Source organism: Methylosinus sporium, assembly GCF_003113265.1.
Lineage (GTDB): Bacteria > Pseudomonadota > Alphaproteobacteria > Rhizobiales > Beijerinckiaceae > Methylosinus > Methylosinus sporium.
The window spans coordinates 295-13831 of the sequence record NZ_PUIV01000027.1; the positions used below are offsets into that span (position 1 = coordinate 295).

Genomic DNA, 13537 nt, shown 5'->3' on the forward strand with positions numbered 1-13537 from the left:
TCAGCCGATCCTGAAATTGGCCGCGCTGAGATGGTCCGGCGTGACGCCGGTGATATCGATCGCGCCTCCGCCCGCCAGGGTCAGCAAAGTTCCGCCGTTTCCATCGCTCTGCAGCGCGCTCATGATAGCCGATCTCGACGAATAGCCCATGCTCGGCGACAAGAGATCGATCCAGGCGCTCATATCCGCGCTCATCCCATTGATCACGACGTGATCGAGCGACGAGCCGATTTTCACTCCCAGGCCGCCGCCATGATCGTTGATCGTCGCTGTGGCGCCCCCATTGATCGTCACGACGTTGTTCCATCCGTCGAGATCGATCACGGCGCTACCACCGCCGACCGTCACCCTGTCGCCGCCGTAGCCGCCGTCTACGAGATTGACCCCCGCTCCCAGAGAGACAGTGTTGTTGTATCCAGAAAGGGTAATCGTGTTGTCGCCATTGCCCGCAGTCACCGTATCCGAGCCGCTGCCCGCGACGATGGCATTGTCGCCATCGCCGACTCGGATCACATTGCCGTAGCCGGACGTTTTGATATCGTTGTCTCCATCACCGAAGGTCAGGCTCTCGTTACCCGAGCCGCCCGAGAGTGTGTTGGATCCATCCCCGGCGACGACGGTATTGCCGTAGCCTGCGATGGTGATCTTGTTGCTTCCGTTCCCGATTTTGAGGCGGCTGCCGCCGAGGCCGAGATCGACTGTGTCATCGCCGTCACCGAGCGTCACTCTGTTGCCGTAACCCCCGACCGTCACCACATCCGTTCCATTGCCCAGCCTGACGGTCGCGCTTCCGGCCGATCCCGAGACGATGTCGTCGCCATCGCCGCCGATCACGACATCATTGTAGCCGGCGAGATTGATGGTGAGATCGCCGGAGCCGGCGAAGACCGTCGCATTGCCGGAGCCGGCGTTGATCGTGCCGCTGCCGCCATTGGCATAGATCTTATTGCCATAGCCATACGCATTGATCGTCTCGGGGCCCGCGACGCCCCAGATCCTCCCGCCGCCATATGCCGGCCCGTTGATGACGGAAACCGGATTGTCGACTGTGAGACTGACGGACGCATTCGCCGAGCCTCCCGCCCCGTCGGAGACAGTGTAGACGAAGGATGCCGGCCCGGAATAGCCGCTCGCGGCGGTGAAGACGACGCCGTCGGCCGTCAACGCGACAGAACCGTGTTGCGCATCGCCGACCGAGGCGATCGCCAGCACGTCGCCGATATCGACATCATTGTCATTCGCGAGGAGCGCCGAAAAGGCGATCGTCAAAGGCGCGTTCGCGACGGCCGCGAAGCCGGCATCGTCCTGCGCGATCGGAGCGTCGTTGAGCGGCGTCACGTTCAGCGTGAAGGTCGTCGAAGCGGCCTGCGCCCCGTCCGAGGCCGTCACGCGCAGCGGCTGCGAGCCATTGTAATTCGCCGGCGGCGCGCCGGAGAACGTCCGAGTCATAGCGTTGAACGACAGCCACGCCGGCAGCACTTCGCCATTCGCGAGAGACGCCGTGTAGATCAGCGGATCAATGTCGACGTCGAGGAAAGTTTCCGCCGGGACTTGGAAGACCCAGGGCGCATCCTCCGGCGAATCCTGGGACGCGATCGGCGACGCGACGACCGGCGCGTCGTTGGCGGAGACGAGAGTCAGCTCGAACTCGGCCGAAGTCGCCAGCTCCCCGTCCGACGCCGTTACGCGCAGCGATTGCGAACCATTGTAATTCTCCGGCGGCGCGCCGGAGAACGTCCGAGTCATAGCGTCGAACGACAGCCACGCCGGCAGCGAATCGCCATTCGCGAGCGACGCCGTATAGTCGAGCCGATCGTCGTCGACATCCACGAAGGTTCCAGCCGGAACCTGGAAGGTCCAAGACGCGTCCTCTGGAGAGGACAGGGATGGAATCGGCGTCGCGACGACCGGCGCGTCATTCACCGGATCGACGATCAGCGCGAAGGCGGCCGCGACGCTCAGCGAACCGTCGCTGGCGCGGACCTCGAGCGCCAGCGAGCCGTTGAAGTCGGCCGGCGGCGTCACGGTGAAGGCGCCGTCGGCAAAGCCGATCCAAGCGGGCAGAGCGGAGCCGTCGGACAGGATCGCGGTCAGCGTCAGCGCGTCGCCGTCGATGTCGGCGAAAGTTCCGGCGGGCAGCGCGAAGACGAAGGGCGTGTCCTCGGCGCCGTGCGCGTCGGCGGGCGGGATCGCGACGACCGGAGGGTCGTTGGCCGGCGTGACCGTCAGCGTGAACACGTCGCTCACGCCGAGCTCGCCGTCGCTCGCGGTGACCCGCACCTCGATCGCGCCGTTGTGATCGGCGGGCGGCTGGCCGGCAAAGCGCCGCGCCGCCGGGTCGAACGACAGCCAGCCGGGCAGTTCCGAACCGTCCGCCAGCGTCGCGCTTAGAGCCAGCGAGGCGCTGTCGATATCGGCGAAGCTGCCGTCGGGCAACACGAAGTCCACCGCCTGCTCCTCGGGCGAGACGCGGTCGGCCAGCGCCATCGCGACATAGGGCGCGTCATTGACCGGAGCGATCGAGACCAGCAGCTCGCGCATGTTTCCGAGCTGGCCGTCCGAAGCGGCGACCTCGAGCGTGATCGAGCCATTGAAGTCGGCCGGCGGATCGCCGCTGAGCGTCCGCGTCTGGCGGTCGAACGAGAGCCAGCCGGGAAGCGCCGCCCCGCCCTGCCCGCGCACCTCGACCACCAGCGCGTCGCCGTCGACGTCACTGGCGAAGCCGGCGGGCAGCGTCGCGCTGAACGGATGATCCTCGACCCCCTCGAGAACGGGAATCGCGGCGATCGCCGGCGCGTCATTGACCGGATCGACCGTCACGGTCACGCGCGCGACGCCGGTGAGGCCGGTCGAATCCTCGATCTCGTAGTCGAACCACGCCTCGCCGTTGAAGTTGGCGTCGGGGGTGATCTGAAGCTGGCCCCAGCCGAGGTCGGCCACCGTCACGCCCGAGGCGTCGACGATCTGGCTCATCACAAAGGCCTGGTGGTCGGCGTCGCTGTCGTTGTCGAGCAGCTGGCTGGCAAAGATCACCAGCGGGCTGTCCTCGACGGTCGCCAGCGTGTCGTCCACCGCCGCCGGCGCGTCGGCCACGGGCAGCACGTCGATGGCGACCGTGGTCGAGACCGGGAAGCCCTGCTCATTCTGTATCCAATAGCGCAGCTCGATCCGCCCGTAGTAGTCGGGCGCGGGCGTGACGCGGTATTTGCCGTTGTCGAGCAGTTCGGCGCCGTCGAGCCGCACGAAGGCGAGCGTCGTGCCTTCGGGCGCGACGTCATTGGCCATCAGCTGGGCCGGATCGATGTCGATATGGCTGTCTTCCAGCGCTTCCAGGCCGAAGTCCGAAACCGGCGTGGGCAGCGGCGCGTCGGGCGCCACCAGAATCGTCGCATAGCCCACGCTGCTCGCGCCTTTGGCGTCGGTGACGCGGTAGTGGAAGCCCGCGTCGCCGATATAGCCGGCGTCGGGCGTGAACACCGCGGCGTCACCCGATTGCGCCACGGTCCCCTGGTCGCCGTCGAATACCTCGACGATCGAGAAGACGTCGCCTTCCACGTCGCGGTCGTTGGAGAGGAGCGCGGCGAAATCGATGGTGACGGATTCGTCCTGCAGCGTGCGAAACACGCCTTCGGGATCATTGGCCGCGCCTGCGCCATCGGGGTTGGCGATCGGCGCGTCATTGACCGGGGCGATGTCGAAAGTGATCGCGCCGACGTCGGTCCTGCGTCCGTCGCCGATCGTATAGCCGAAGGCGACCGGGCCGTTGACGTTCTCGTCGGGCACGAATTGCCAGCGGCCGCCGGTGAGCTCGACGATCCGCCCGCCGGTCGCGCCGCGCGAGATCGACTGGAAGGTGATCGCGTCGCCGTCCGGGTCGCTGTCGTTGGCGAGCAAATCCGCCTTGGAGAATTCGAACGGCGTGTCTTCCACAGTGGCGAAGACGTCCGCCGCGGCGATCGGCGCCTGGTTGGTCGAGACCACATCGACCGTCACCAGGCCGGCGCTCGACCCGTCGGCGTCGTCGGTCACGACATATTCGAACGAAGCCTTGCCGCTGAAATTGTGGTCGGGCATGAAGACGATCGTCTCGCCGTCGTAGCTGACCGCGCCGTGGGTGGGATTGGCGACGTCGAGGAAGCGGATCGGGTCGCCGTCGACGTCATGGTCGTTGGCGAGCAGCGCCGCCGGATCGATCGAGAGCGGCATGTCCTCGATCGCGGTGACGGTGTCCTCGACCGCGACCGGCGGATCGTCGACCGAGGCGACGTGCAGCACGCCGGCGCCGGTCGAGGGACCCTCGCGGTCGTCGGTGACGGTGTAGGCGAAGCTGTCTGCGCCGGAGAACGCGTCGGCCGGGGTGTAGACCGCGAAGGCGCCCTCGTTGCCGTCGACGTCGCGGTGGAGCGTGGCGGTCTGCGCGTCGGCGCCCAGCGTGCGGGTCACGACAATGTCGAGCCCGCCCTTGAAATCGAGCGGCGCGTCGCCGGCGATGGCGCCGGTCGCCGGGTCGACCGCCAGCCATTCGGGCAGGTCGCCGCCATCGGCCAGCCTCGCGCTCCAGACCGCGCCGTCGGCCTGCGCGATGCCGGCCGGAGGATCGATCGCCAGATGCGCCAGCTCGAGCGCCAGCACGCCATTGGCCGGCTGGCCGACGCCGATCAGCCGCAGCGGATCTCCGTCGCGGTCGAAATCATTGGCGAGCAGGTCGATGACCGCGAAGCGCGTGGTCTCGCCTTCGCGCGCGGCGATATCGTCGGTCGCCGCGTCGGGCCGCTCGCGCGTGGGCTTCACGTCGTAGAAGATCAGCGCGGGCTTGCTCGACGCCCCGCCCTTTTCATCGTTGGCGTCGTAGGAGATGACGATCGCGCCGTTGAAGTCGGCGGGCGCGTCGACGTCGATCCGTTCGGAGGCGGTCGAGACCGAAAGGCCGTTGGCCGAGGTCACGCGGAAGGTGTCGTCGACCACCGCCTCGGCGATCACCGACATCGCCGGCAGGCCGCCGCCCGCGGAAATGTCCATGCGAACGGGTATCGCGCCGACCCAAGAGGGCGGCGGCGCGCCTTCGAAGGACAGAGTCCGGGCGTCGAACGTCAGCCACGCGGGCAGCGGCGCGCCGCTCTCGCGGCTCGCCACGATCGGACCGGCCCCGTCGAGATCGAGCGCGAACAGGCCTTGCGCGGCGAAATAGGGATCGCCCGCCAGCGCGCGGTTGATCGCGGCGAGCTGCGCGGCGAGGTCGCCGAGCGGATCGATCACGAATTCGAGCGTGAAGCCTTTGTCGCTCGAGGCATGGACGCCTTGCGGCAGGTCGCGCTCCGCGGGGGTGAACGTCACATCGAGCCGCGCGAGCTGCGCATCGGCGTCGGGCTCGAAACCCGACAGGCTCAGCCGCCGGGCGGCGGCGTCGAAGTTCAGCCAGTCGGGCAGCGGGCGCTGGCCGATCAGCGAGGCGGAGACAGCGCCGTTCTCGAGGTCGAACAGCGCCAGCTTGCTGTGGTAGGCCACGCCTCCGGCCAGTTGCGCCGGATCGAGCGACACCGTGTCGCTCCACGCCAGCGCCGCGCCGCCCTGCGGATCGGGACGGGTGAAGCCGATCGTGACGTCGAACGGATCGGAGGCGCCGTCGGGCGCGACTCCGGTGAAGGTCAGCGCCTGCGCGTCGAAGACCAGCCATGCGGGCAGCGCGGCGCCGTCGGCCAGCGTCGCGGTGACGGTCGTCTGCGCGTCGAGGTCGTTCGCGCCGAACGCGAAGTCGACCGCGAAGTCGGAGCGGATCTCGAAACCGTCCAGCACCGCGCCCGAAACGTCGAGGCCGTTGGAAAGCTCGTCGGCGGTGAGCTCGAAGCGGGTGTTGAACACGCGTCCGTCGGCCGGATCGGTCAGCCAGACGTCGACCGCGACCTTGTCCTGCGCGGCGGGCAAGCTGCCCGTGAAGCGCATGGTCGCGGGATCGAAGGCGATCGAATCCGCCAGCGCGCCGCCGTCGGCCATGCGCGCGGCGACCGTGTAGTCGGCCGAAAGATAGCGGTGATCGACCACGCCCAGCACAGAGCTGCGCTTGAAGAAGATCACGTCGCCGTCGCGATCGATGTCGTTGCCGAAGGCCTCGGCCGGGATCACGTAGAGCGGGCCGTCCTCCAGCCCGCTGACCAGATCGTTGCGCAAGATCGGGCCGTCGTTGCGCGGCAGGATGGTGATGAACACATGCGCCGTGGAGGCGCCGCCGCGCCCGTCGCTGATCGTGTAGTCGAAGCCAGCCGAGCCGTTGAAGTCGGGGCGCGGACGGAACTCGATCATGCCGTCGTCGCGCAGCATCGCCTTGCCATTGTCGGCGAAGCGCGAAATGCTCTCGATGGTCAGCGTGTCGCCGTTCTCGTCGGCGTCATTGGCGAGAAGCTGCGCCGGATCGATGACCAGCGCCTGGTCCTCGAGCGTGCGCAGGCCATAGTCGTTGTAGGCCTTGGGCGGATCGTTGAGCGGACGGACCTTGTACTCGTAGCTCAGCATCGCGCCGGCGCCGCGCGCGTCGATCACGTCATATTCGATGCTGGCGTCGCCCAGCGCCCATGGCGTGAACAGGATCGCGCCGGCGTCGGGATCGAAGGTGACCTCGCCATTGGCCGCCGGATTGCCGTCCGCGCCCGGATGCAGGCCGACGAAGGTGAAGCTGTCGCCCTCGATGTCGTAGGTGTTGGCGAGCAGATCCGCGACGGTCAGCGTCGCGGTGGTCTCCAGCCGCACCGAATGCACGGTGTCCCTGGCGCGCGGGGCGTCGTTGACAGGGCTGATGTAGATCTCGACCGTCGCGGTCGAGGTCGCGCCGCTGTCGTCGGCCAGCGTATAGGCGAAGCCCGCCGCGCCGAAATAGTCGGGACGCATGGCGAAGTCGATGTAATCGCTCGAGATGCTCGCGGTGACATTGGTCGCCGCATATTGGTGGTCGGCATTCCAATAAGAATCGATCGCTTGGCCGGCGTCGTTCTCGAGCGGCGCGATCGAGACGATGTGCAGGCCTTCGTATTCGCCGTCGACATCGAAGTCGTTGGCCAGCAGGTTCTCGATGCGCACATGCAGGACGGTGTCCTCCACCGCATAGACCAGCGGATCGTCCACGGCGGTCGGCGCGTCGTTGACCGGCGAGATGTCGACCTCGACCCGCGCCGAGGATTCGCGCCCGAACTGGTCGCGCACGGTGTAATAGAAATAGCCGTCGCCGTTGAAGTCCTGGGCGCCGAGGAACTCGATCATCCCATCGTCGCGCAGGCGCACGGCGCCGTTGGTCGGGCGGTCCACGCCGACCAGCAGCAGGTCGAGCGCGCCGATCTCGGCGTCATTGACGATGAGGTCGGCCGGATCGATCGCGATCGGCTCGTCCTCCACCGCGAAGCGCGCGATGTCGTCCGCCGCGTTGAAGCGGCCCAGCCGCTGGAGCTGGTCCAGACGCCCGCGGTCCCAGATGGCGCCGTCGGCGAACGCCACCTGCTCGATGCCGGTTTCGGCGCCGAGGAAGTGGTTGGTGACGCGCAAGGCATCGATGAGGAAGCCGTCTTGCCGCTCGAGCTCGAGCACCAGATCGTCGCCGTCGCGCAGCACCGACACGTCCTTGGGCGCGATCTCAGCGCCGAGCACGATGCGGTCGGCGTCCGCCGCATCGCCTTGCTCGACGATCGTGTCGTGGCCGTCGTCAAAGGTGAACAGATAGTCGTCGGACCCGCCGCCGCCCAAGATCGTGTCGTCGCCGCGCAGGCCCTGGAATGTGTCCGCGCCCGCGCCGCCGGCGAGTCGGTCGGCCCATAGCGAGCCGATCAGCTTCTCGATCGCGATCAGCGCGTCGCCCGCCGCTTCGCCGGCGCTGCCGGCGCCCGCGCCGAGATCGACCGCCACGCCCTCGTCGGCGCGCGAATAGTCGGCGGCGTCGAAACCGCCGCGCCCGTCGATCACATCGGCGCCGCGCCCGCCGCGAATACGGTTGTCGCCATCGTCGCCGCGGATCGTGTCGTCATGATACGAGCCCTGGACGATCTCGATTCCCGAGAAGATGTCGCCCGCCGCGTCGCCGCCGCCGGCGCCGCCGTCGACCATGTCGACCATCACGCCCTCGGCCGAGAGCGTGTAGTCGGCGATGTCGACGCCCGCCCCGCCCTCGAGCCGATCCGCCCCGCGACCGCCGATCAGCGTGTCGTCGCCCGCGCCGCCCAGCAGCGCGTCGTCGCCGCGCCCGCCCGACAGCACATTGGCGCCGTCGTCGCCTTCGAGCATATCGGCCGCGTCGGCGCCGGTGAGATTTTCGATGCCGATGAGCACGTCGCCCTCGGCGTCGCCGCCCGAGGCGGCCCCCGCCGCCAGCGAGATCGAAACGCCCGCCGCGCCGAACGAGTAGTCGGCGGTGTCGACGCCCGCGCCGCCGTCGATCACATCGGCCCCGGCGCCGCCGGTCAGCGTGTCGGCGCCGTCGCCGCCGAGCAGCGTGTCGGCGCCGTCGCGCCCCTCCAATATGTCGTCGCCGCCCAGTCCCTCCAGCCGGTTGTCGCCCGCGTCGCCGCCCAGCTGGTCGGCGAAAGCCGAGCCGATCAGCGCCTCGACGCCGAGGAAAGTGTCGCCCTGCGCCCAGCCGCCCTGGCCGATGCGCGATTCGAGGTCGGCGCGCAGGCCGACGTCCGAACCGACGAAGCTCACAGTGTCATAGCCCGCGCCGCCGCCGATGCGGTCCGCGCCGTCACCGCCGTCGATCCGGTCGTCGTCGGCGCCGGCGTCGATCCAGTCGTCGCCATCGCCCGCCTCGATCACGTCGCCGCCGGCGTCTCCGAGAACATAGTCGTCGCCCGCGAGCGCCTGGATGGCGTCCGCGCCCGGCGTGCCGGCGAGGTAGTCGGGCCGCGCGGTGCCGCGCAGCTGCCCGGCGTAGAAATCGGCCACGCTGCCCATCGCGAAAGCGGTGTCGGTCGCGCCCTGCGCGTCGGCGATGCTGTATTCGACCGCGACATTGCCATTGAAGCCTTCGGGGAAACGCACGACGATGAATTGCTCACCCGCCCAGCCGACGACTTCCGCCTCGCCCACCGGCGCGCGCTCGCCCTGCGCCAGAGCATCGGCCGACCACACGCCGACCACGCCGACGAAGCTCGGCCGCGCGCGATCGGGATCGTCGAGCATGTCGTCGATCACGCCGTCGCCGTCGTGATCGGCCTCCTCGATGTCGTAGTCGTTGGACAGCAGATCGCCGGCGCGCAGCACCAGCGGCGCATCGAGCGGGGTGACGAAGCCGAAGTCGTCCTGCGCGGTCGGATCGTCGTTCGAGGGGACGATGACAATGTCGACATAGCCGTCGGCGACGCCATCGGCGTTGTCGGTCACGCGGTAGACGACGCCAGAGGCGACGGTCGCGTCGCGGTCGGGCGTGTAGAGCAGGTTGCCGTCGGCGTCGTATTCGACCGTGCCGTTGATCTTCTGAACGGCGTCGATGCCATAGAGCAGCGCATCGAGAAGACCCGCATGGCGCCAGCCGACGAACTCGATCGTGTCGAGGTCGATGTCGGCGTCGTTCGCCAGCAGCGTGGAGATCGGGATGACCGTGGGGATGTCTTCGTTGACATAGATGACGTCGCGCCGCGCCTCGGGCGGGCCGTCGCCCACATTGTCGAAGTAGAGATCGACCACCGCGCCGTCGACCAGGCCCTCATTATCGGCGACGAGGTAGCTGAATGTCGCTTCGCCCCAATAGTTCGGGTCGGGCGTGAACAGGATGGAGCCGTGGTCGGTCAGCTCGATCGCGCCGTGCACCGCGTTGCCGGCGCTTTCGAACCGAACCGCGAAGCCCTCGGGATCGTCGTCGTTCTTCAGCAGCTCGATCAGCGGGATCTCGATCGGCGTGTCTTCCTGCCCGCGGAGGAATTCCAGCCCCAGCTGGCCGTAGCTGTCGTCGCGCGCCACCGGGCGGTCGTTGACCGGCTGATAGGCGATCGTCGCGCGCGCCCAGGCCGCGCCGCCATGACCGTCGTCGACCTGATAGTCGAACCCTGCGTCGCCGTTGAAATTCGCGTTGGGGGTGAACAGAACGGTCGCATTGTCGAGCAGCTCGGCGCGGCCGCCGTGGGCGTTGGCCACGGCGGTGACCGTCATCGCCTCGCCATCGTGCTCGATGTCATTGGCCATCAGCCGCTCGGCCGAGATGACGATCGGATTGTCCTCGAGGATCGGATCGCCCGACTGGGTGGTGGCGAAGCGGTCGTCATGCGGCTCGGGCGGATCGTTCACCGGGGTGACGGTGAAGCTGACGCGCCCGGTCGAGGTCGCCCCGCTGGGATCGGCGGCGACATAGTCGAACCACGCGGCGCCCCAGTAATAGGCGGCCGGCTGGACGTGGATCAGCCCGTCGGCGCCGATCGACACGGAAACATCGGCGTTGGACTGCACTGAATGGACGGCCAGAACGTCGCCGTCGATGTCGCTGTCATTGGCGAGCAGCACGCGCGGATCGAGCGTGAAGACGGCGCCTTCGGGAACCGCCGGCGCGCTGTCGTCGCGCGCCGCCGGCGCATCATTGACCGGGGTGACCGTGATGGCGACCTTGGCCTCGGCCCGCCCGCCCTCGGGCGTGTTGGCGACATAGGTGAACTCGGCGGCGCCGTTGAAATTGGCGGTGGGGGTGAACGAGATGTTGCCGTCGCTCGAGAGCGAGACCGCGCCGTTCGTGGCGCCGTAGACTTGGCCGACCACCATGCGGTCGCCGTCGAGGTCGTTGGACAGCAGACGCTCGACCCGGATGACCAGCGAATCGTCCTCGGCGACGGAAAAGCCGTCGTCGGGCAGCGCGGTCGCGACCGGGCGCACGCGCAGGTCGATCGCGGCGTTGTCGAAGCCGTTGCGCCCGTCCGCCACGGTGTAGCTGATCGAGGCGGAGCCGTGATGACCGCCGATCGCGGTGTAGTGGACATTGCCCTCGGCGTCGATCGTGGCGACGCCGGCGCTGCCGGCGTCGACCGCCACGATGCGCAAGGCGTCGCCATCGGCGTCGAAGTCGTTGCCCAGGATCTCGGTCGCCGCGATCACCAGCTCGACGCCGGTGGTGACCGAGTAGAACCCGTCGTCCGCGGCTTCGGGGGCGCGGTTGTCGAGCAGCTGGCGCAGCGTGTCCTTGGTCCAGGCGACGCCGTCGGCGAAGGTGATCGTTTCCACGCCCTTGGCGTCGGTCGCCAGCGCATCGACGATCGTCAGGCTGTCCGCGTCGTCGCCGGTGAAGCGGATGACCACGGCGTCGCTGCCGCGATAGAGCCGCTCGACGCTGGCGTCGGTCGCGGCGAAATCGAGAATCTGGACCGTGTCGGCGCCCGAGGCGCCGTTGTCGGAAACAGTATCGTGGCTCGACCCCCGGCCGAACGCATAGGCGTCGCCGCCCCCCGCGCCCGCCATCAGATCGTCGCCGGGCCGCGCCGCGAAGCTGTCCGCCCCGTCGAAGCCGTAGGCGTTGTCGTCGCCGTCGCCGTAGACGTCCGACAGCGCGCGGGCGCGCATCGCGTCGCGATTCCAGGAGGCGCCGTCGGCGAAGCTCACGGTAAGGCTGTTGCCGCCCGAGCCATTGGCCGCAGCCAGCGCATCGACCAGCACCAGCCGGTCGCCCACGCCGGCGAATGTGATCACCAGATCGTTGCTGTCGGGCCCTCCGCGCACGGCGGAAAGCACGTCGGCGACGGTGTAGTCGGTCAGGCGGACCGTGTCGGCGCCGGAGCCGAAGGCGTCGATCCGATCATCGCCGTCGCCGCGCGCATAAAGGTAGGTGTCCGAGCCCGCGCCGCCGGCGATAAGGTCGTTGCCCTTCCCGCCGACCAGCGTGTCGTCGCCGCCCGTGCCGATGATCGTGTCGTCGCCGTCGGTCGCGAGGCTGGAGACGATCGCGAGCGCCAAATCGGCGACGTGGTACGTCGCGCCGTCGTCGAGCGCGATGGTCTCGACGCCCGCCGAATTGGCGCCCAGCGCATTGGCGATGAGGATCTGGTCGTCGCTGCCGGCAAAGCGGATCGCCACGTCGCTGCTGTCGCTGCCGAGGCGATGGAAGCTGATCTCGCTCGCGGAATAGCCGCTGATCTCGAGCCGGTCGGCGACGGAGCTCGAGCCGTCGCGGATGACGTCGCCGCCGTCGCCGCGCGCGAAGCGGTAGGTGTCGTCGCCGCCGAGGCCCGCAAGGACGTCGTCGCCGAGTCCGCCGGCGAGGACATTGGCGCCCGCATCGCCCGACAGCACGTCGTCGCCGAAGGTGGCGGCGCGCGCGATGAGGTCGTCGGTGGTCCACACAGCGCCGTCGGCGAAGCGGATTTCCTCAACCTTGCCCGCGCCGAAGGCGTCCTCGATGGTGATGCGCGCGCCGGTGGCGCGCACGACCAGCGCGAAATCCGCGCCGTCGCGGCTCTGCTCGACCGCCACATCGCCGGGCGCGATGTCAGCGGCGAAGACGATGGCGTCGGCGCCGCCCGCGTCGGCGATGCGGTCGCGCCCGCCGTCGCGCTGGAAGGCGTAGGCGTCGTCGCCCGCGCCGCCTTCGAGCCGGTCGCCGCCGAGACCGCCGTCGATGCTGTCCGCCCCGTCGCCGCCCAGGATCAGATCGTCGCCGGCCCCGCCGGCCAGGACATTGTCGAGCGCGTCGCCGCGGATCACATCGGCTCCGTCGCCCGGCGCGCGCGCCAGCGCGATCAGCGTGTCCTCGCTCCACACCGCGCCGTCGGCGAATTCGACGCGCGAGACGCCCATGCCGGGCCGCGCCGGGGCGCCGAGGTCGATGCGGTCGCCGGCGCCGATGATCTCGAGCACGAGATTCGCCGTGCCGCGCACCGCGCGCACGTCGTCCGCGGCGACGCCGTCGGCGAAGCGCAGCGTGTTGGCGCCCTGCGTGTCGAGGATCGTATCCTGCCCGTCGCCGCGCGCGAAGAGATAGGTGTCGTCCCCCGCGCCTCCCAGCAGGCGGTCGTCGCCGGTTCCGCCCGCGATCATGTCCGCGCCGGCGCCGCCGGTCAGCACATCATTGCCCGCGCCGCCGTCGATCGAGCCGCCCAGCGCGCCGCCCACGGCGAAGACGCCGACATTGTCGAGCGAGACGCCATCGGCCGAGGTCGCGCCGACCGAGCGGAACTCGATCCGATTGTCGCCCGCCACCGCGGTGACGCTGAGCGTGATGGTCCGAAAATCGGTGTGGTCGACCTCATAGGCGCCGATCACCGCGCCGTTCCACAGCGCCTCGATGCCGCTGGTCGGCGCCCAGTCGCGATGCGCCAGATCGAAAAACACGAGCATTTCCTGCCCGTCCGACAACCCGCCGATGGTCTGGCGGATGTCCATGTGCGCGTAATATTCCTCGATATCGATCCAGTAGCCGCCGGCGCCGTCGGGAAACAATTCGAAGGTCTGGCCGGTGGCGTCGGTCCAGCCCGGAACGCGGCTCGCCTGGACGCCCCAGCTCGGGGTTCCGCTCACCGTGGTGATCTGGCTGAAGTCGCCGTTCACCAGCAGATTGGCGCCGATCGGCTGCGGGATCGTGAGCACGTCGTCG

The 13537-nt window shown here is 68.9% G+C and carries 1 protein-coding gene (cut by a window edge); it reads right to left on the minus strand.

Features of this window, described 5'->3' with window-relative positions; genetic code table 11:
* Window positions 1-13537, minus strand: partial view of a tandem-95 repeat protein gene (locus C5689_RS18690; protein ID WP_244594719.1) — the final stretch only. Its footprint extends 17183 nt past the window's final position; 13537 of the gene's 30720 nt are visible here — the last part of the coding sequence; its start codon lies off the right edge, out of view; the stop codon is at window positions 1-3.